The sequence below is a fragment of the Streptomyces sp. NPDC057617 genome (assembly GCF_042800555.1).
GTDB lineage: Bacteria > Actinomycetota > Actinomycetes > Streptomycetales > Streptomycetaceae > Streptomyces.
Map to the genome: position 1 here is coordinate 619,801 of NZ_JBHVGV010000001.1, position 20,008 is coordinate 639,808.

At 71.6% G+C, this 20,008-nt stretch carries 18 protein-coding genes; 6 read left to right on the plus strand and 12 right to left on the minus strand.

The window, feature by feature from the left end; translation table 11 throughout:
- Positions 1 to 133 precede the first annotated feature (133 nt).
- Positions 134 to 1,576 carry a dihydrolipoyl dehydrogenase family protein gene (locus ACFU9P_RS02820; RefSeq protein WP_384077392.1) on the minus strand — a complete coding sequence of 481 codons (1,443 nt, stop codon included), beginning with the start codon at positions 1,574 to 1,576 and terminating at the stop codon, positions 134 to 136.
- 130 nt (positions 1,577 to 1,706) lie between these two features.
- On the opposite strand from ACFU9P_RS02820, the gene trxA reads away from it, so the two are divergent.
- On the plus strand, positions 1,707 to 2,093 hold the full coding sequence (gene trxA, locus ACFU9P_RS02825; RefSeq protein WP_046494236.1) for a thioredoxin: 387 nt from the start codon (positions 1,707 to 1,709) through the stop codon (positions 2,091 to 2,093).
- A gap of 52 nt (positions 2,094 to 2,145) precedes the next feature.
- On the opposite strand, the gene ACFU9P_RS02830 is transcribed toward trxA, so the two are convergent.
- Both ACFU9P_RS02830 and ACFU9P_RS02835 read right to left on the minus strand, forming a co-directional pair.
- A complete protein-coding gene (locus tag ACFU9P_RS02830; RefSeq protein WP_384077394.1) occupies positions 2,146 to 3,582 on the minus strand; it encodes an aldehyde dehydrogenase family protein in 1,437 nt (478 codons plus the stop codon).
- A gap of 201 nt (positions 3,583 to 3,783) precedes the next feature.
- Positions 3,784 to 4,053 (minus strand): hypothetical protein, encoded by a 270-nt coding sequence (locus ACFU9P_RS02835; RefSeq protein ID WP_376384891.1) that lies wholly within the window; start codon positions 4,051 to 4,053, stop codon positions 3,784 to 3,786.
- Positions 4,054 to 4,175: 122 nt separating this feature from the next.
- Between ACFU9P_RS02835 and ACFU9P_RS02840 the strand changes: the two genes are divergently transcribed.
- Positions 4,176 to 4,643, plus strand: a complete 468-nt coding sequence (locus ACFU9P_RS02840; protein ID WP_384077396.1) for a type II toxin-antitoxin system PemK/MazF family toxin — start codon at positions 4,176 to 4,178, stop codon at positions 4,641 to 4,643.
- 50 nt (positions 4,644 to 4,693) lie between these two features.
- Here the strand turns inward: ACFU9P_RS02840 and ACFU9P_RS02845 are convergent, their stop codons facing one another.
- Positions 4,694 to 5,566: a TIGR02452 family protein gene (locus ACFU9P_RS02845; RefSeq protein WP_384077398.1), complete on the minus strand. Its 873-nt coding sequence runs from the start codon at positions 5,564 to 5,566 to the stop codon at positions 4,694 to 4,696.
- Positions 5,567 to 5,900: 334 nt separating this feature from the next.
- On the opposite strand from ACFU9P_RS02845, the gene egtA reads away from it, so the two are divergent.
- The 4 genes from egtA to egtD are packed head-to-tail and all read left to right on the plus strand — an operon-like array spanning position 5,901 to position 10,342.
- Positions 5,901 to 7,199, plus strand: a complete 1,299-nt coding sequence (gene egtA / locus ACFU9P_RS02850; protein WP_384077400.1) for an ergothioneine biosynthesis glutamate--cysteine ligase EgtA — start codon at positions 5,901 to 5,903, stop codon at positions 7,197 to 7,199.
- The gene (gene egtB, locus ACFU9P_RS02855; protein WP_384077402.1) at positions 7,171 to 8,628 is read left to right on the plus strand and encodes an ergothioneine biosynthesis protein EgtB; all 1,458 of its coding nucleotides are present in this window, start codon (positions 7,171 to 7,173) and stop codon (positions 8,626 to 8,628) included. The genes egtA and egtB overlap by 29 nt, the downstream gene beginning before the upstream one ends.
- The gene (egtC, locus tag ACFU9P_RS02860; RefSeq protein WP_376384906.1) at positions 8,628 to 9,383 is read left to right on the plus strand and encodes an ergothioneine biosynthesis protein EgtC; all 756 of its coding nucleotides are present in this window, start codon (positions 8,628 to 8,630) and stop codon (positions 9,381 to 9,383) included. Before egtB ends, egtC begins: the two co-directional genes overlap by 1 nt.
- Positions 9,380 to 10,342: an L-histidine N(alpha)-methyltransferase gene (egtD, locus tag ACFU9P_RS02865; protein WP_384077405.1), complete on the plus strand. Its 963-nt coding sequence runs from the start codon at positions 9,380 to 9,382 to the stop codon at positions 10,340 to 10,342. Before egtC ends, egtD begins: the two co-directional genes overlap by 4 nt.
- Here egtD and ACFU9P_RS02870 read toward each other — a convergent pair.
- The 8 genes from ACFU9P_RS02870 to ACFU9P_RS02905 form a co-directional block, all read right to left on the minus strand.
- Complete coding sequence (locus ACFU9P_RS02870; protein ID WP_384077406.1) at positions 10,237 to 11,313, minus strand: 1-acyl-sn-glycerol-3-phosphate acyltransferase; 1,077 nt, start codon at positions 11,311 to 11,313, stop codon at positions 10,237 to 10,239. The two genes, egtD and ACFU9P_RS02870, sit on opposite strands and share 106 nt — an antisense overlap.
- Positions 11,310 to 12,122: a GNAT family N-acetyltransferase gene (locus tag ACFU9P_RS02875; RefSeq protein ID WP_376384914.1), complete on the minus strand. Its 813-nt coding sequence runs from the start codon at positions 12,120 to 12,122 to the stop codon at positions 11,310 to 11,312. The genes ACFU9P_RS02870 and ACFU9P_RS02875 overlap by 4 nt, the downstream gene beginning before the upstream one ends.
- Before the next feature lie 247 nt (positions 12,123 to 12,369).
- The gene (locus tag ACFU9P_RS02880; RefSeq protein WP_376384917.1) at positions 12,370 to 13,620 is read right to left on the minus strand and encodes an extracellular solute-binding protein; all 1,251 of its coding nucleotides are present in this window, start codon (positions 13,618 to 13,620) and stop codon (positions 12,370 to 12,372) included.
- Between the two features lie 191 nt (positions 13,621 to 13,811).
- Entirely contained in the window at positions 13,812 to 15,314 is a 1,503-nt protein-coding gene (locus tag ACFU9P_RS02885) for a cellulose binding domain-containing protein (protein ID WP_384077408.1), read from the minus strand.
- Positions 15,311 to 16,918, minus strand: a complete 1,608-nt coding sequence (locus ACFU9P_RS02890; RefSeq protein WP_384077410.1) for a beta-N-acetylhexosaminidase — start codon at positions 16,916 to 16,918, stop codon at positions 15,311 to 15,313. Before ACFU9P_RS02890 ends, ACFU9P_RS02885 begins: the two co-directional genes overlap by 4 nt.
- 13 nt (positions 16,919 to 16,931) lie before the next feature.
- Positions 16,932 to 17,681, minus strand: coding sequence for a carbohydrate ABC transporter permease (locus ACFU9P_RS02895; protein WP_376384957.1), 750 nt, complete (start codon positions 17,679 to 17,681; stop codon positions 16,932 to 16,934).
- 113 nt (positions 17,682 to 17,794) lie between these two features.
- Positions 17,795 to 18,727, minus strand: coding sequence for a carbohydrate ABC transporter permease (locus tag ACFU9P_RS02900; protein WP_384077412.1), 933 nt, complete (start codon positions 18,725 to 18,727; stop codon positions 17,795 to 17,797).
- Positions 18,724 to 19,971: an extracellular solute-binding protein gene (locus tag ACFU9P_RS02905; RefSeq protein ID WP_384077414.1), complete on the minus strand. Its 1,248-nt coding sequence runs from the start codon at positions 19,969 to 19,971 to the stop codon at positions 18,724 to 18,726. The genes ACFU9P_RS02900 and ACFU9P_RS02905 overlap by 4 nt, the downstream gene beginning before the upstream one ends.
- Between the last annotated feature and the right edge of the window lie 37 nt (positions 19,972 to 20,008).

Below are 20,008 nucleotides of genomic sequence, written 5' to 3' on the forward strand. Positions count from 1 at the left end.
CAAAAAAGCCACGCTCGATGGTTACATAAACACCCCCATCGGGTTGAGTCTCCCAAACCGACCCTCCCCCCCGCCGCCCTGGGCGCTTCCCCCACCACGTTGTATACCTGAGCCGCCCGAGCGGGGGCGGCGGTCACTCGTCCCGGTAGGTCTCCAGCAGCCTCAGCCACACCTCGCTGATCGTCGGATACGACGGAACCGCGTGCCACAGCCGGCTGATCGGCACCTCCCCGGCCACCGCGATCGTCGCCGAGTGCAGCAGCTCGCCGACACCCGGACCGACGAAGGTCACACCGCGCAGGATCTCGCGTTCGAGGTCGACGACCATGCGGGCACGGCCGTGGTACCCGTCGACGTAGAGCGCGGCACCGGACACATTGCCGATCTCGTAGTCGACCGCGCGCACCCGGTGGCCCGCGCGCTCGGCCTCGGCCAGGCTGAGCCCGACCGCGCCGACCTCCGGGTCGGTGAAGACGACCTGCGGTACGGCGGCGTGGTCGGCGGTCGTGGCGTACGGGCCCCAGGGCGCGGAGACCGGTACGGACGAGTCCTCGGCCCTGGCCGCGATGGCGGCGCCCGCGATCCGCGCCTGGTACTTGCCCTGATGGGTCAGCAGCGCGCGGCGGTTGACATCGCCGACCGCGTAGAGCCAGTCGCTGCCCTCGACCAGGCAACTGTCGTCGGCCGTCAGCCAGGACCCCGGTTCGAGGCCGACCGACTCCAGTCCGATGTCCTCGGTGCGCGGGGCCCGCCCGGTGGCGAAGAGCACTTCGTCGGCCTCGATCCGCTCGCCGTCGGTCAGCACCACGGTCACCGGACCGGTCCCGCCCGCGCGCTCGACCGCGGCGAGCGAGACCCCCGTACGGACCGTGGCTCCCGCCTCGGTCAGCGCCTCGACGACCAGCTCACCGGCGAACGGCTCCATCTTCGGCAGCACCCCGGCGCCGCGCACCAGCAGGGTCACCTCCGAGCCGAGCGCCCGCCAGGCGGTGGCCATCTCCACGCCCACCACTCCCCCGCCGACGACCACCAGACGCCCCGGAACGCTCTGCGAGGCGGTCGCCTCACGGCTGGTCCAGGGGTTGGCACCGGCGAGCCCCGGCAGATCGGGCAGGAGTGCGCGGCTGCCCGTACAGACGGCGACGGCATGGCGGGCGTTCAGCACTCGCGACTCGCCGTCGGGGGCCGTGACGACGACCCGCCTCTTGCCGTCCAGTCGGCCATGGCCCCGGTACAGGTCCGCGCCGATGCCGGCGAGCCAGCCGGCCTGGCCGTCGTCCTTCCAGTTCGAGGTGAACTCGTTACGGTGGGCCAGCACGGCCTGCACATCCAGCGGCCCGCTCGCCGCCTCGCGCAGCCCGGCCACCCTGCGTGCCTCGGCGCGCGCGATCACCGGGCGCAGCAGCGCCTTGCTGGGCATACAGGCCCAGTACGAACATTCTCCGCCGACCAGTTCACTCTCGACGATCGCCGTGCTCAGCCCGGCGGCCCTGGCGCGGTCGGCGACATTCTCGCCGACCGGCCCCGCGCCCAGGACCACCACGTCGTACTCCATCGCATCTGTCGCATCCGTCATGGGGCCAGTCTGGTCGGGCGCCCGCCGCATGGCCACACGATCTTCGGGCAGGGGCTCCAGGAATACGCCGCCGTCACCGGCGGTTGTCGCAGGCGGCTTCCCCCGCAGAGTCAGGAAGAGGTATCAGGACATGGCCACTGTGGAACTCACCAAGGAGAACTTCGACCGGACGGTGTCGGAGAACGACTTCATCCTGATCGACTTCTGGGCTTCCTGGTGCGGTCCGTGCCGCCAGTTCGCCCCGGTGTACGAGAAGGCCTCGGAGCGGCACGAGGACCTCGTCTTCGCGAAGGTCGACACGGAGGCGCAGCAGGAGCTGGCCGCCGCCTTCGACATCCGCTCGATCCCTACGCTGATGATCGTCCGGGACAATGTGGCGGTGTTCGCGCAGCCGGGCGCGCTGCCCGAGACGGCGCTGGAGGATGTGATCGGCCAGGCGCGCGCGCTGGACATGGACGAGGTGCGCAAGTCGGTCGCGGAGGCCGAGGCGAAGGCGAAGGGCGCCGAGAGCGCCTGATCCCCGGTGGCCCTCGCCGCGCCGGATCCGGCGGCCGTCGCCGCGCCGAAGCTCAGAAGGGATGCCCCGCCGGTTCGCGTCGTACGGTCGTCCAGCGCAGCTCGGTGAACGCGTCCAGGTTGGCCTCGCCGCCGAACCGGGCACCTGTGCCCGAGGCGGCGAGGCCTCCGAACGGGGCGACCGCCTCGTCATTGACCGTCTGGTCGTTGATGTGGGCGATGCCGGTGGGGATACGATCCGCCAGTTCGAGCCCGAGAGCGGTGTCCCGGGTGACGATGCCGAGCGAGAGTCCGTACGGACCGGCCGCCGCCAGCGCCGCGGCCTCGTCGAGCGTGGCGAAGAACCGTACGGGCGCGACGGGTCCGAACACCTCCTCGGTGTACGCGGGCGTGTGGTCGTCGGCGTCGGCGACCACGGTGGGCCGGTAGAACAGGTCCTGGTGTCCGCCGCCCGCGGCGATCCTGGCCCCTCGGGCCGCGCTCTCCTTCACCAGGGCGTCGATCCTGGTGAGTTGGGCCGTGTCGATGACCGGGCCGAGCTGGACCTGCTCGCGGTACGGATCGCCGACCGTGAGCGATTCGGCCCGGGCGGCGAGCCGTTCGACGTACTCCTCGTACAGCGAGGCGTGGACGAGATGGCGGCCGGTGGTCATACAGATCTGGCCCTGGTGGAAGAACGAGCCCCAGGACGCCTGGGCGACCGCCGCCTCGATGTCGGCGTCGGCGAGCACGACGAGCGCGGAGTTGCCGCCCAGTTCGAGATGGGCGCGCTTGAGGCGGCGGCCCGCGGTCTCGCCGACCGCGCGGCCCGCGCCCGTCGAGCCGGTGAAGGAGATCACCCGTACCCGCTCGTCGGCGACGAGCGCCTGCCCGGCCGCCGCGCCGCCCGGCAGGATGTGCAGCAGCCCTTCCGGCAGGCCCGCCTCGGCGAGGACGGCGGCGAGAGCGAGCCCTCCGCAGACCGCGGTGCGCGGGTCCGGCTTGAGCAGGACGGCGTTGCCGAGCGCGAGAGCCGGTGCGACGGACCGTAGAGCGAGGACCAGCGGGACGTTGAAGGGCGCGATGACACCGACGACCCCGGCCGGGACCCGGCGGGTGTACGAGAACCTGGGCTCCTCGCTGGGCAGCACCTGGCCGGTGGGCCGGGAGGCCAGGGCGGCGGCTTCGTAGCACTCCTGGGCGGCGATGCGCAGTTCGAAGTCCGCCTTGCCGGGCACCGAGCCGGACTCCCGTACCAGCCACTGGCGCAGCTCGTCCGCGTGCGCGGCGAACAGGTCGCCCGCGCGCCGCAGTACGCCGGCCCTGACCGGATACGGGGTCGCGGCCCAGCCCCGCTGCGCGGCCTCCGCGGTCGCGGAGGCGGCCGCGATGTCCTCGGGCGACGCGAGCGTGACCGTACCGAGCGTGTCCCCGGTGGCGGGCTCGACGACCGCCGACTCACCTCCGGAGAGCGTGCCGGGCTGCCAGGTCTTCGGATCGAGCAGGGGCATGGAAGGTCTCCAACGGCGATGACAGGCAGGATCGTTCGCCTGGTGAACTTCAGTTCGCATCAGGCGGGACCCGAGTGTCTGCCCGCCGTCGACCGCTGTCAACGGTCCTGACGGTCCTGTGGTTTGGGGCCTGGCGCTTGGGGCCTGGGGCCTGTGGCCTGGAGCCTGGGAGGGTACGGGAGCGGAGCGGGGATTCCGGGCTCAGACAGGTGCGACGGGGAGCACGCGGACCGACAGCCCGTAGTCCAGCTCCTCACCGTCGACGAGCAGCGCCTCCACGGTGAAGGTCTCGGGATCGATGTCCGCGACCATGCCGTGGCCCGCATAGCGCGGATAGCCGGAGGCACCCGTGTCGCCGGTCGCCTCGACGACGGCCGAGCGCAGGGCGTTGGCGGCGGAAGGCGGGCCTTCGGAGCCCTCGGTGAACTCGGCGACGAGGAGGATCTCGAAGCGCTGCGGAACGGTGCGCATGCTCCGACGCTAGCCACGCCGCGGCCCGGGCGCACTTCGTCCTCAAGCGCCGGACGGGCCGGTGTGTGCCGCAGGGAGACCCGGGCGCCGGGGTGCGCGGCGGACGTTCTACCGTCGTGCGCATGACGCGCTTCCCCGACACCGACGCCGAGCTGCCCGGCCACGACCTGCCGGGCCGTACCGGTCCCACCGCCACCACCGAGGCCGACCCCCGCGCCGTGGGCCCGGTCCGTACCTCGTACGCGCCCGAGCACGACGGCGACCCCGACCCCGGCGAGATCGTCTGGACCTGGGTGCCGTACGAGGAGAACGACGGGCGGGGCAAGGACCGGCCGGTGCTGGTGGTCGCGCGCGAGGCGGCGGGCACGCTGCTCGCCGTACAGCTCTCCAGCAAGCGGCACGACCACGACCGCGAGTGGGTGCCGATCGGGGTGGGCCCGTGGGACCGCGCGGGGCGCGAGTCCTGGGTGGATGTCGACCGGGTGCTGCGGGTCCACGAGAAGGGGATGCGGCGGGAGGCGTGCGCGCTGGACCGGGGGCGGTTCAATCTGGTGGTCAACCGGCTGCGGGAACGTTACGGCTGGAGCTGACGAAGGCACGGAGCCGACCCAGGCCGGCGCCGGCCGACCCCGGCGAGGGCCTACGCGAACGCCGCGCGGAACGCGCCCAGCGTGGTCGCCCCCGCCGTACGGTCCAGCACCCCGAACACCACCTCGTCGAAGCGGTCCGCGAACCGGCCCTCCCCGGTGAGCAGCGCGCGGAAGGTCCCCGCGACCACCGCCGGATCGTTGCGGAACACCCCGCAGCCCCAGGCGCCCAGCACCAGCCGCCGGTAGCCGCGCTCCACCGCCGTCTCCAGCACCCGCTCGGCACGCGCGGCGAGCGCGGCCGGTATCCGGTGCGCCTCGTCGGGCGCGCGCCGGGCGATCACGCCCGCGTTGGGCGCGGCCGACGTCAGAAAGCCGACGTGGTACGGGGTTCCGAGGAGGCCGCCCCTGTCGTCCCGGAAGACCGGTACACCCGGTGAGTGGATGACACGGTCGGTGTAGAAGGGACTGCGGTCGGCGCGGTGATGGGCGTAGAACTCCGGTACGCGCAGCAGGGTGGTGTAGAGCGCGGAGGCCCGGCAGAGCGCCTCTTCCTGGGCCTGGGCACCGTTGAGATAGCCGCCGCCGGGATTGCGCGCGGAGGAGAAGTTCAGCACGGCCACCGCGCCCGGTCCTGCCGTGCCGCCGGGCCGTACCGCCGCGTCCGGCGCCTCGGCGGTCAGCCGCCGGGCCGCCTCAAGGCTGCTCTCACCGGTCACCTCGATGACCGTCCGATGGTCCGCCGTACGCTCCGCCACCGGTACGACCGGAATCGCGACCGGCCCCGGTCCGTACATCCGTGTGCCGTGCAGCGAGGCGTCCAGGGCCGCGCGAAACACCACGTCCCGGCCATCGGGGGCACGGTATCTCCCCATTCGGACGATCTCCTCGGTTTCTTTCGCGATCCCCCGCAGCCGTGCGCTCATAAGCGAATCCTGGGTGAGCGGTCTCACGCGGGGCAACTGCGTTTCTGGCGAAACGATGACGTCAAGGGCACTCTTGTGCGAAGCGGCGACAGGGGCTTTAGGTTGGACGAAGCGCTTCGCCCCGGACCCGGGGTGGAGTCCCGGTCTAGGGTCTTTCGTTTGGGTCTGGCTGGATCAGGGAGCGGGGTCTGGTGCCGTGGATCGCAAGGCGGAGGAGGGAGCCCACGCGGAGCGTAGGCGACTGACGACAACGCGGCGAGGCGCGGTGCCAGGGCACGCGAGCCCAGCAAGACCCAAACGAAAGGCCCTAGGTCTTCGACAGGAGGATCCGGCCATGCCACCCGAGAGTTTCACCGACGAGGGACCCGTACTCGGCGAGAACGACGCCGAGGAACTACTGCGCGGTATCTGTTTCAAGACCGGTCCGCCCCGCACCGTAGGGGTGGAACTGGAATGGCTCGTGCACGATCTGCACTCCCCCGAACGACCCGTCCCGGCCCGTCGGCTCAGTGAAGCCTTCGACGGCCTGCGGACCCTCCGCCTCCGATCGGCGCTCACCTTCGAACCCGGCGGCCAGCTCGAACTCAGTTCGGCGCCCGCCGCGTCGCTGATGGAGTGCATCACCTCCACCGCCGCGGATCTGGCCCTCGTAAGGGCGGCGCTCCGTACGGCGGGACTCACCCTCGCGGGTCTCGGCCAGGACCCCTGGCACTCTCCCGGCCGGCTGCTGCGCGAGCCGCGCTATGACGCCATGGAGACCTATCTCGACCGGATCGGTCCGGCCGGCCGCGCCATGATGCGGTCCACCGCCTCCATCCAGGTCTGTCTCGACGCGGGCCACGAGGAGCCGGGGCCTCTGGGCTACGGCCGACGCTGGCAGCTCGCCCATCTGCTGGGCGCGGTGCTGGTCGCCGCGTTCGCCAACTCACCGATGCGGGAGCGCAGACCGACCGGCTGGCGCTCGAACCGGCAGGCGCTGTGGGCGCAGCTCGACCCGCCCCGTACGTCGGCGCCGTCCGCGCGGTACGAGCCACGGGCCGGCTGGGCCGCGCACGCCCTGGACGCGCCGGTGATGTGCATCCGGGCGCCCGAGGGGCCCTGGGCGGTGCCCGACGGGCTGACCTTCCGCGACTGGATCCGGTCCGGGCTGCCGCGCCCGCCGGTCCGCGCCGATCTCGACTACCACCTCACGACCCTCTTTCCGCCGGTCAGGCCGCGCGGCCACCTTGAGCTGCGGATGATCGACGCGCAGCCCGGGGAGGACGGCTGGATGGTGCCGCTCGCGGTCACCACCGCGCTGTTCGACGATCCCGAGGCGTCGGAGACCGTCTACCGGACCGTCAAACCGCTGGCGGAGACAGCGGGTTCGCTGCCCGCGCCGCGCAATCTGCTCTGGGTCAACGCCGCGCGGCACGGACTGGCCGACCCCGAGCTGCATATCGCCGCGATGGCCTGCTTCGCCGTCGCCCAGGAAGCACTTCCGCGCATCGGTGCCACTCCGGCCGTACAGGAAGCCGTCGCCGCTTTCAACGACCGTTATGTCGTGCCGGGCCGCTGCCCCGCCGACGAGCTGCGCGTCTCACTGAACGGAAAGGATCCAGGACATGACCACCGACTCCACGGACACGGCTGAGACGGACAGCGCGGGGACGGGCGGCGCGGGGACGGGCAGCGACGGGGCGAGGCCGGCCGCGACGAGCCCCACGGGCACGGGCGCCGCCGGAATACCGGCCGAACAGTTGCGCCGCCTGGCCGTGGACGCGCTGACCGCTGCCCGGGACCGTACCGCGCTGCTCACCTCGTGCGTCGACGACCACGATCTGACCGCGCAGCACTCCCCGCTGATGTCCCCGCTGGTCTGGGACCTGGCGCACATCGGCAACCAGGAGGAGCAGTGGCTGCTGCGGACCGTCGCGGGCCGCGCGGCGATCCGCCCCGAGATCGACTCGGTCTACGACGCCTTCGAGCATCCCCGCTCGGTCCGGCCCACCCTGCCGCTGCTGGCGCCCGCCGAGGCACGGGCGTACGCGTCGGACGTACGGGGCCGGGTCCTGGACGTCATCGAGCGCACCCCGCTGCACGGCGCCCCGCTGCTGGACGCGGGCTTCGCCTTCGGCATGATCGCCCAGCACGAGCAGCAGCACGACGAGACGATGCTCATCACCCACCAGCTGCGCAGGGGCCCGGCCGCGCTGACCGCGCCCCCGCCGCCCGCCGGGGACACGGCGGGGCTGCCCGCCGAAGTGCTCGTACCGGCCGGTCCGTTCACCATGGGCACCTCCACCGAACCCTGGGCGCTGGACAATGAGCGCCCGGCGCATCAGCGGCTCGTGCCCGCGTTCTTCATCGACACCGTGCCGGTCACCAATGGCGCCTATCTGCACTTCATCGAGGACGGCGGCTATACGGACGAGCGCTGGTGGGCCCCGGAGGGATGGGCGCAGATCCGCGAACACGGCATCGGTGCCCCGCTGTTCTGGCGGCGCGAGGGCGGGCAGTGGCTGCGTCGCCGCTTCGGTGTGGTGGAGCCGGTACCGCCGGCCGAGCCGGTGCTCCATGTGAGCTGGTACGAGGCCGACGCGTACGCCCGGTGGGCGGGGCGGCGGCTGCCGAGCGAGGAGGAGTGGGAGAAGGCCGCGCGGCACGATCCCGTCTCCGGCCGGTCGCTGCGCCACCCCTGGGGCGACGAGGACGCCACCCCGGAGCGGGCCAACCTCGGCCAGCGCCATCTCCAGCCCGCCCCGGCGGGCAGCTATCCGCAGGGCGCCTCGCCGCTGGGGGTACGGCAGTTGATCGGCGATGTGTGGGAGTGGACGTCCAGCGACTTCCTGCCCTATCCGGGCTTCGCCGCCTTCCCGTACCGCGAGTACTCGGAGGTATTCTTCGGCAGCGCCCACAAGGTGCTCCGGGGCGGTTCGTTCGCGGTGGACCCGGTGGCCTGCCGGGGCACCTTCCGCAACTGGGACCTGCCGGTGCGGCGCCAGATCTTCTCCGGCTTCCGCACCGCCCGTACCGCCCCGGCCGACCGTACGGCCGCCGCTCGTTCCGCCGGAGAGTCCTGATGTGCCGTCAGATCGCTTATCTGGGACCGCCGGTGGCGCTCGGCGAGGTGCTGCTCGCGCCTCCGCACGCGCTCCACCGGCAGTCGTGGGCGCCGCGCCGCCAGCGGAACGGGACGGTCAACGCCGATGGTTTCGGGGTCGGATGGTACGCCGAGGGCGATCCGGTGCCGGCCCGCTACCGGCGTGCCCTGCCCATCTGGGCCGACCTCGGCTTCACCGATCTGGCCCGGGTCGTCCGTACCGGCGCCCTGCTCGCCGCGGTGCGTGACGCGACAGTGGCGGGCGCCGACGGCGAGGCGGCGGCCGCGCCGTTCGCCGCCGGGCCCTGGCTGTTCGGGCACAACGGCTCCATAGCCGGCTGGCCCGCGAGTGTCGCGGCCCCGGCCGCGACCCTGCCCGCGGAGGAACTGCTCGCCCTGCCGGCCCGCAGCGACTCCGCGCTGCTGTGGGCGCTGCTGCTGCACCGGCTGCGGGCCGGGGACGAGCCGGGCCAGGCGCTCGCCGACACCGTCCTCGACATCGCCACGGCCGCGCCCGCGTCCCGGCTCAATCTGCTGCTCACCGACGGCGCCCGGATCGCGGCGACCGCCTGGGGCGACTCGCTCTGGTACCTCACAGGTCCGGGCGAGCGCACGGTGGTGGCGTCCGAGCCGTACGACGACGATCCGCGCTGGCACGAGGTCCCCGACCGCACGCTGCTCGTGGCGACCCGCGCCGATGTTCTGCTCTCCCCTCTCAAGGAGCCACCCGCGTGACCCCGTACGACATCACCCGCACCCTGCCCGAGGACGCCACCGGCGCCGCGCTGCGCGCCGATGTGCTCCAGGGGCTGACCCGTACCCCCAAGACACTGCCTCCCAAGTGGTTCTACGACGCCCGGGGCAGCGCACTGTTCGAGGAGATCACCCGGCTCCCCGAGTACTATCCGACCCGCGCCGAGCGGGAGATCCTGCTGGCGCGCGGGCCCGCGATCGCGGCGGCGACCGGGGCGCGCACCCTGATCGAGCTGGGGTCGGGATCGTCCGACAAGACCCGGCATCTGCTCGACGCGCTGACCTCGCTCCAGGTGTATGTACCGGTCGATGTGAGCGAGAGCGCGCTGGCCGGAGCTGCGGAGGCGCTGCTCGCGGAGCGGCCGGGGCTCCGGGTGCACGCCCTGATCGCCGACTTCACCGGCGGGCTCTCCCTGCCCGCCACCCCCGGTCCCCGGCTGGTCGCGTTCCTGGGCGGCACGATCGGCAATCTGCTGCCCGCCGAGCGCGCGGTGTTCCTGGCGTCGGTCCGGGCGCTGCTGGCGCCCGGTGACGCGCTGCTGCTCGGTACGGACCTGGTCAAGGACGAGTCCGTCCTGGTCAGGGCGTACGACGACACGGCCGGGGTGACGGCGGCGTTCAACAAGAACGTCCTCTCCGTCATCGACCGGGAACTGGGGGCCGACTTCGATCCGCGCGACTTCGACCATGTGGCGCTCTGGGACGCGGAGCACGAGTGGATCGAGATGCGGCTGAGGGCGCGCCGTGCCCTCACCGTGAAGATCCCCGAACTGAATCTGGTGACGCACTTCGAGGCCGGTGAGGAGGTACGGACGGAGGTCTCGGCGAAGTTCCGTCAGGACGGGATCCGCGCCGAACTCTCCGCCGCCGGGATGGAACTGGCGCACTGGTGGACCGACGAGGCGGGCCGCTTCGCGCTCTCGCTCGCGACTGCGGTCTGAGCGGGGACGGTCTGAGCCGCGGGCGTCTCAGCCGCGGCGGTCTGGACCGGGACAGCCGGAGTCGGGACGGTCGGCGCTGAGGCGGTCGGAGCTTTGACGCTCCGGCCGCCGGTGCGCCGGCCGCCGACGCGCCGGCCGGCCGTGCTCCGGGGAGGCGCGTCGGGCGTGACGACCCCGTCGGGCGCGATCGCGAGCCTGGCCGCGACAGACAGCGAGCGGCGGTCGGCGTGGCGGCCGGCGGGGATCACCGGCAGAACCGCGATCTCCGCCGTCAGCCCTTCGGCCTTCACCACCCGCCACAGCGACGCCCCCAGCGAGTCCTCCCCCACAAAGGCCGGCGCTCCGGACGGCTCCCCGTCGGGGCCGCGGTAGGTCAGCCGTACGGGCCGGACATCGGCGTCCGCGTCCATGGCGGCCTGGAAGACGGCCGTGGTGAACCGGCCGTGGTCCTTGCCGCACCAGGTGCAGGCCTCGGGGAAGACGACGACCCGCGAGCCCTCGTCCATGGCGGTGGCCAGGGTCCGTACGGTGCCGGGCAGCGCCCGCAGCCGCTCGCGCTCGACGAAGATCGTGCCGCCCAGGGTCGCCATCGCGCCCATCACCGGCCAGCCCCGGATCTCCTTCTTGGCCAGCATCCGCCCGGGGAAGACGGCGGCGAGCAGGGGTATGTCCAGCCAGGAGATGTGGTTGGAGACGACCAGCATCCCGGTGCCGCGCGGCGGCGCGGGCTCACCCACGATCCGGACGCGCAGTCCGAAGGCACGGATCAGGGTCCTGGTCCAGAGCCGGGTCAGCCGGTCCCGGTGCGCCCCGCCGAGCAGGGAGACCAGCGGGGTGAGCGCCACCCCCGCCAGGACGACGGGGATGCCCGCCAGCAGCCGGCCGATCGCGGTGAGCGTGCCGACGGCGGGGCCGTTGTGGGTGGCGCAGCCCTGCGGGGTGCAGGGCGCGACGGGCAGCCAGGCGCTCATGCCGACGGTACGGACGGTACGAGGGAGAGGAAGTGTCGCAGGTAGCGCGGGTTGGTACGGCGCATCGACAGCAGCACGTACAGGTCGGCGCAGTCGAAGTCCGGGTCGTGCGCGGGCGCGCCGCACACCCAGGCGCCGAGCCGCAGATAGCCGCGGAGCAGCGGCGGCAGGTCGGCGGCGGAGCCGGGGGCGGCCTCGGTCTCCGGGGTCCAGAGCCGGTGCGGGGTGACCCAGTACTCCTCGGGCGCGAGGTTCTTGTTCTTGACGGTGGCCCAGGTGGAGGCCGCCAGGGCGCCGCCGTCCGCGAGCGGGACGGAGCAGCAGCCCGCCAGCCAGTTGTGGCCGCTGTCGGCCATGTAGCGGGCGAGTCCGGCCCAGATCAGGGCGATGACACCGCCGGTGCGGTGCAGCGGGTGGACGCAGGAGCGGCCGACCTCGACGAGGTCGTCCCGGATCGGGGCGAGCCGGGACAGGTCGAACTCGCTGTCGGAGTAGATCCGGCCCGCCTCCCTGGCCCGGTCCGGCGGCAGCAGCCGGTACGTCCCGACGACCTCGCCGGTGGACTCCTCCCGTACCAGCAGGTGGTCGCAGTAGGCGTCGAAGGCGTCGACGTCCAGACCGGGCTCCGGTCCTTCGATACGGGCGCCCAGCTCCCCGGCGAAGACCAGGTGGCGCAGCCGCTGTGCGGCCCGTACGTCCTCCTGGTTGCGCGCGAGGGAGACCACATAGCGCGTCTCGGCGTCGGCGGGAGCGGATGTGCCGACGGGCGACGGTGCGGTCGTGAGCGGAGCGGGTGCGATGGCGGACATGGCTGTCTCCTGTGCCGGTGGGGAAGGCGGCTGCCGGAGTCCGACGCTGGCGCGTAGGGCCCGGCACCTTGTTTCTTCCGTGACCGGCTGGATTTGACATGACCACACGGCGGAGAGCGGATGTGGGACGGTTGAATGCCGGGGACCGGAGCGGGTGACAGCGGCACCGATACGTAACCCTCGCATGACTCTCCGTAACGTACGGGCGCCGTGGAGCGCCCCCTGAGCCCTCACCGTCACCGGTGGCTCAGCCCGAGACCAGTTCTGCGGTGATGCGCTCCGCGGCTTCCTTCGCGGACGCCTCGGGGTCCGCGCCCTCCAGGACGGCCGTCATATAGGGCTTGATCGGGTTGTCCGCCTCGACGCTCGCCCACTGCGGGGAGTTGGGGGTGGCCCTGCCCCGCGCGGCCCCCTCGGCCATCGCGGCCGTCCCCTCGTCGCCGCGGATGACACGGGCAAGTGTCACCTTGTTCGGCACATAGCTCATGGTTCTCGCGAGATCCGTCTGCCACTTCTCGCCCGCCAGCGCCTTGACCACGTCGACGGCGGCCGAGTGGTGGCTGGAGTTCTTCGGGACGATCAGATCGGAGCCGCCGGTGAAGACCGCGCCGGGCTTGTCGGCCGTCTTGCCCGGGATGGGGAAGAAGCCGAGCTTGCCCTTCAGCTCCGGGTTCTTCTCCTCGATGAGCCGGGCCGAGCTGGGGGTGGAGATGATCTGCGCGACATCGCCCCTGGCGAAGACGTCCGCCTGCGGGGGCTTGGCCTCGTCGGAGTTCTTGGGGCCGTCGCCCAGCGCCTGGAGGTCCTTGTAGAAGGACATGCCTCTGAGCGCGGCGGGCGAGTCGACCGTGCCCTGCCAGTCGCCGCCGGTCTCGACGGCCAGTTCACCGCCCTCGTCCCAGATGAACCCGGCGAGGGTGTACCAGTCCTGGCCCGCGAGATAGATGCCCTGGTTGCTGCCGCGGTTCAGCTTCTCGGTGTCGGCCAGCCAGTCGTCGCGGGTCTTGGGCGGCTCCTCGATCCCGGCGAGCGCGAAGAGTTCTGTGTTGTAGATCACGACGCGGTTGGCCGCGTACCACGGGATGCCGAACTGCGCGCCGTTGATCTGGCCGGGCTGGGCGAGGCCGGGCAGCCATGCCTCGCTGCCGAGGTCCCGTACGGACTCCAGGGTGAGGTCGCGCAGATTCCCGCTCTCCGCGTACTGGGCGACCTGGGTGTTGCCGACCTCGATGACGTCCGGCGCGTCCTGGCTGTCCAGCGCGGCCAGCACCTTCTCGCCTATCCCGGTCCACTCCTGGATCTTGATGTCCAGTTCGATGGAGGGGTGCTCGTTCTCGTAGTCGCTCACAAAGCGTTCGAGGAAGTCGTCGGACACGCTGTCCTTCATCAGCCAGACGGTGACCGTGGTGGAGCCGCCCCCACCTGGCATCACTCCGCAGCCGCCGAGCACGACGGAGGAGACAACCGCCACGGAACAGGCGAGACATCGGTTCTTCACGTAGGTCAACCTTCTGGCGTGACGGCACGAAGAGAGAGCCCGACGTGGGGGGATGCGAACGGTGTTCGCACGGGTGTGTGGGATTTTGGTATGGACCAAGAGGAGGGTCAAGTCCCCCAGGAAGACGGAGAGGAACGGGCGCCTGAACGGCACCCGTTCCTCTGATGCCCCGGTCCTCCGGCGCCGTGATGTCAGCTCGCGGGCACCGTGTCCTCGAAGGCGGTGCCGGCCGCACGGTAGGCGTTCACCTTCGCGGCGACCTGAGCGGGGGTCAGCACCTGGTCCTTGACGTGCAGGACGTAGTCGACCTTCTGGTCGTACGCGCGCGGTGTGGTGCTGGTCTGGCCCGCCAGGTCGATCAGCCACTGGTTGAAGTTGATCGACATGGGCCGCTCGGGCAGATAGCGGGCGTCGTGCGTGCCGAAGGTCTGGCCGTCGACGTAGTAGGTGATGGCGTTGTTGTCGATGGTGACCACGAGATCGTGCCAGCCGGCGTAGCTGACCCGGGACTCGGAGTGCTGGTTGACGGCCTCCCAGGGATCGGGCCGGTAGGTCTCCCAGGACGTGGTGTAAAGGATGTTGGCGGGCTCGCCCCAGCCGCCGTTGGGCAGATACTCGAAGTCGTACTCGGCGTAGTCGTCGGCCATCGGGGCCTTGAGGTCGTTGATGGTGAAGAAGGTCTGGACGAGACGGTCGCCGTCCGGGCCGGACCTGGGGGTGTCGGAGAACCGCACCCGGGCCGCGTAGGTGCCGTTCTTGAACTTCGTCGCTCTGGTGAGGACCTCGGTCTGCTCGGTCGTCCCGCTCGTACCAGCGGTCGAAGTCTCCAGGTTCATCAGCGAGTTGGTCCCCTCCTTGGCGAAGGTGACGTTCTCGGGCGCCCAGGTGGCGCCCGGCACCCCGGGTCCGCCGGAGTTGGCGCGCACGCTCCAGCCGTGGGAGGCGAGCGCCGGATCGGTGTACGAGGTGTAGTTGAAGTCGTCGAAGAGCGCGGCCCCTCCGGTGGGCGGGTCGGTCGGGGGATCGGTCGGCGGGTCCGTCGGGTCGCCCGGGTCATTGCCGTCCGGGGCGGTGCCCCAGACCAGGGCGCCGCCGACCGTGGCGGTGGTCTTCGTCCAGTCGCCGTACGCGGTCTGCGCCGGGCCGAAGGAGTAGTCGTCGCTCTGGTTGAGCGACGCCCAGTTGGAGCGGTGGAAGCGGAGCTGCATGTCACCGGTGTCGGCGCCGGGGGCGAGGGAGCCCGCGCCCGCTGTGAAGCCGATCTCCAGATAGCGGTCCGCGGTGGCGGTGGGGCTGGAGAGGGTGCCGAAGGCGCCGGTGATGTTGGCGCAGCCCTTCACCGCCCAGGAACAGGCGAAGGTGTAGGAGGCGCCCGCGTCGGCCTTGAAGTAGTAGCGGATCTTCACGGTGCCCAGCGACACGGCGGAGCCCGAGGTGTTGACCACCTTGAACCACGGCTCGGCCTGGTCCGAGCCGGTGGAGCTCTGGCGGTACTGGACCTTCAGCGACGGGTCGGCCGCGGCGGCCGGCAGCGCGGTGAGCGCGGCGCAGCCCAGGGCGGCGGCCATGCCCAGGGCGGTGACGGTCCGTATCCCGGCGGCCCGCCCGCGTCGGGGGGTGCCAGGCAGTGCGGTGGTGGTACCGGTGGGCGGGGTGCCGCCTGCCGACTCGGGGGTGCTCGTTCGTGTGGTCATCGACCGGTGTCCTCTCCTGATGGTCCTGATGGTCCTGCCGGCCCGGAATGGGACGGGAAGGTGAACGAGGGGTTGTGCGGGAGGCCGTGCGGGGGCCGGCCCGGTACGCGGAGCGCGTCGAGCCGGGTTCTGTGGTGGGCGAGCCGCCGCTGGAAGCCCGGCCAGTCCCGGTGCGGGGACCAGGCCGTCTCGGCGAGCGCGCAGAGCCGGGGAAAGGCCAGATACTCGGCGTGCGCGGCGGTGGGGACGTACTCGCTCCAGAGCTGCGCCTGGGTGCCCAGGACCCGGGCCGCCGCGGCCGGTTCCCAGCCGGCGGGCGCGGGTTCGAGGTCGTACACATCGCGCAGCGACACCACTCCGCCCGGCTGCCCCGGCGGTTCCTCGGGGCGCTCGCTCTGCGGATAGTCCAGATAGGTGGAGCGGTACGGCGCCATGATGACGTCCTGGCCCCGGCGGGCGGCGGTGAGCCCGTGCTCGGCGGACCGCCAGGGCACGGCGGTGAATCCGGCGGGCAGATCGCTGCCCGTCTCGGTCCAGCCGAGGGGCCGGCGGCCGTTCTCGGTGAGGAAGCCGCCGATCCGGCCCATGAACCAGCCGTGCAGCGCCTCGGGCCCGGACAGCCCCTCGGCCTCGGCCCGCCGGCGCGCGTCCGGCGAGCGCTGCCACTCTGTGGTCGGGCACTCCTCGCCGCCGATGTGCACATGCGGCGAGGGGAACGTGTCCATGACCTCGTCCAGCACGCCCCGGCAGAAGTCGAGGACCTGGTCATGGACGCCGAGGACGTTCTCGCACACGCCCCAGCGGTCCCAGACGGTCAGTCTGCGCGAGGGGACGTTGCCGAGTCCGGGGTACGCGGCGAGCGCGGCCCGTACATGCCCGGGCATCTCGATCTCCGGTACGACGGTGACACCGCGGGCGGCCGCGTAGGCGACCAGGCCGGTCAGCTCCTCGCGGGTGTACGCCCCGCCGTGCGGCTCCCCGCCCACCTCGGTGAGCTTCGGGTACGCGGCGACGGGCATCCGCCAGCCCTGGTCGTCGGTGAGATGGAGATGCAGCACATTGAGCTTGTGCAGGGCGAGCAGATCGGTGAACCGGCGCAGGAAGGAGACCGGCCGGAAGCGCCGCGCCACATCGAGCATCGCACCGCGCCAGGCGAAGCGGGGTACGTCGGTGATCTGTGCGCAGGGCAGCGCCCACTCCGTACCGCGCACCCGTCGGTGCGACAGCGCCTGCGGCGGCAGGAGCTGACGGATCGTCTGGACACCTCTTGACAGGCCCTCTTGGGCCCCGGCACGCAGCAGTATCGCGTCGGCGCCGACCGTCAGGCCGTATCCTTCCCGGCCGAGTCCGCCGAGGGCGGGGTCGAGTACGAACACGATCCGGCCGTCGGCGGCGGGCGGCAGCGGGAGTCCGGTGGCGGGGGCGAGCAGCGTACGGAGCAGATCGGCGGCGGCCGAGGCGCCGCCCGGGGCGGCCCGTATGCCGGTGTGCTCGTCCAGGACGAACCTGCCGGGAAGCGGGGCGAGTTGGGAGGGCCGGGGTACGAGCTGGAGTCCGGCGCGGTGGGCGGCGGTCGTGGGGCCGGCCACGGGGGTGGTGGTCATGGGCGGTGGTCCCCTATCCCTTGACGGCGCCGCTGGTCATCCCGGCGGCGACCCGTCCCTGGAGGACCAGGAAGAGCACCAGGACGGGCAGGGCGAAGAGAGTGGAGGCGGCCATGGTGGCGCCCCAGTCGGTGCCGAAGACATTGGAGAACGAGGACAGCCAGACGGGCAGGGTGCGGTCGTCCTGGTTCTTGATGATCAGCATGTTGGCGAAGGCGAACTCGTTCCAGGCCGTGATGAACCCGAACAGCGAGGTGGCGAGCAGTCCCGGGGCGAGCAGCGGCAGGGTGACCCGGCGGAAGGCGGCGGCGCGGGTGCAGCCGTCGACCTGGGCGGCCTCCTCCAGTTCGACCGGGATGGCGGTGAGGAAGCCGCGCAGCGTGACGATGGTGAAGGGCAGGGTGATCATGAAGTAGATCAGAGTGAGCATCGACAGCCTGTCGAGCATGCCGGTGTCGCGGGCGATGACGTACATGGGGATCAACAGCGCTTCCCAGGGCGCGACTTGGGCGATGAAGACCATGAGGATGAAGCCGCGGCGGCCCTTCCAGCGCAGCCGGGCCACGGCGAACGCGGCGGCGAGCGCGACGATCAGGGCCAGCAGTACGGAACTGGCGGTGATGACAAGGCTGTTGCGCCAGAAGAGCCAGAATCCGTCCGCGCCGACCGCCTTGGTGAAGTGGTCGAGGGTGACCGAGACCGGCAGGAAGAGCGGGGTCTCGGACTGGATGTCCCGGGTCGGCTTGAAAGCGGTCAGCACCATCCAGTAGACGGGGAAGACCGAGAGGACGAAGACCAGCAGCGCGGCGGCGTGCAGCGGAATCCGGCGTATCCGGGCGCGGTGCGACACGCTCCGGGAGGTCCGGCGGGCAGGGCTCACAGCTCGCCCTCCTGCCGGAACATCTGGCGGAAGTAGACGACGAGCACCCCGACGAGCAGCAGCACGGTGAGGGTGGACGCCGCCGCTCCCAGGTCGTAGCGGTGCAGGGACTGGGCGATCCGGTACGCGTAGACGGGCAGGGTGGTCGTCGCGTCGCCCGGGCCGCCCTTGCTGATCGCCCAGATCTGGGCGAAGCACCGGAAGACCCAGATGACTTCGAGGCAGAGCACCAGCGCGAAGAGGGGCCGCAGCACGGGCAGGGTGACCGAGCGGAAGATCCGGGCCGCGCCCGCGCCGTCCAGCCGCGCCGACTCGTACAGCTCCGCGGGTACGGTGAGCAGCGCGGCGTGCAGGGTGATGGCGGCGAACGGCACGGACTGCCAGACGACCAGCAGGACCAGGACTGCGAAGGTCGCGCTGCCGTCGGCGAACCAGGAGTAGTTCTCGTACGAGTCGAATCCGAGCCGTACGAGCAGCCAGTTGACCACTCCGAGCCGGGACGAGAAAAGCCACTGGAAGACGGTGGTGGTGGCGATGACCGGACTGGCCCAGGCGAGCACCAGTCCGCTCATCACCAGCAGCCGGGTCCGCCGGCCGAGCTGCTGGAGCATCAGCGCGATGAGCGTGGCCAGCACCATGATCAGGACGACATTGACCGCGGTCCACCAGAAGGTCCGCCGTACGACCTCCCAGAAGACGGGGTCGGCCAGGATCTCCCGGTAGTTGGCGAGCCCGGCGAACGGGGCGCCGCCGCGGATGAGTTCGCCCATGCCGTAGGTCTGGAACGAGATGACCAGATTGCGGACGAGGGGGTAGACGAGCAGATAGGCGGTGCCGAGCACGGTGGGCGCGATCAGCAGATACGGCCAGAGCGCCCCGGGGACCCGGCCGGCCTCGGGGGCCGTGCGGGCCGTGCCGGCCGTACTCATGAGCCGAGGGTCCTGGTGATGCTGTCCGACGCGTCCTTCGCGGCCTTCACCGGGTCGGTTCCGGTGAGTACGGCGGTCATGTACTGCTTGATCGGATTGGTGGCCTCGACCGCCGCCCACTGCGGGGAGTTGGGGGTGGCACGGCCCTGTGCGGCGCCCGCGGCCATGGCGGCGGTGGACTCGCTGCCGGCGACGGCCCCCGCGAGGGAGGTCCTGTTGGGGACATAGCTCATGGTCTTGGCCATGTCGGTCTGCCAGGTGTCGCCGGTGAGGGCCTTGATCACCTCATAGGCGGCGTCCTGGTGGGCGGACGCCTCCGGCACGATCAGATCGGAACCGCCGGTGAAGACCGCGCCCGGCTTGTTGGCGGTCTTGCCCGGCACGGGGAAGAAGCCGATCTTTCCCTTGAGGGCCGGATTGGTCTCCTCGATGATCTTCGCTCCGCCGGGGACGGAGATGATCTGGGCGACATCGCCCTTGGCGAAGACCTCGGCCTGCGGGGGCTTGGCCTCGTCGGAGTCCTTGGGGCCCTTGCCCAGGGCCTGGAGGCGCCGGTAGAAGTCCATTCCGGCGAGGGCCCCCGGGGTGTCGAGCGTGCCTTTCCACTGTCCGCCGGACCGGGTCGCGAGATCGCCGCCCTCGTCCCAGATGAAGCCGGCGAGGGTGTACCAGTTCTGGCCCGGGAGATAGATGCCCTGGATCCCGCCCTTGTTGAGCTTCGCCGTGTCGGCGAGCCAGGCGTCCTGGGTGGCCGGCGGGGTGGTGATACCGGCCTTGGCGAAATGGTCCTTGTGGTAGAGGACGACCCGGTTGGCCGCGTACCAGGGGATGCCGTACTGCTTGCCGTCGATCTTCCCCGGTCCGGCCAGCCCCGGCAGCCAGTCCTTGCCGGACAGCTCCTCCGTACGGTCGGTGAGGTCCTTGACCCCGCCGCTGGCGGCGTACTGGGCGACCTGTGTATTGCCGACCTCGATCACATCGGGGGCGTCGGTGCTGGCGAGGGCCGCGGTGACCTTCTCGCCTATGCCGTCCCACTCCTGGATCTGGATGTCCAGGGCGATGTCCTTGTGCTGCCGCTCGAAGTCCTCGGTGAAGCGGCTGAGGAAGTCCTCGGTGACGCTGTCCTTCATGATCCAGACGGTGAGTCTCTCCGGACCGGCGCCGGCGCCCGGGGAGGAGCTGCACGCGCTGAGGGCCAGGGCCGCGGCGAGCGCTGCGGAACCGGCGATGAAGCGGATCTTCACGGGCCACCTCGATAGGGATTTACCAATTGGTCAAGTG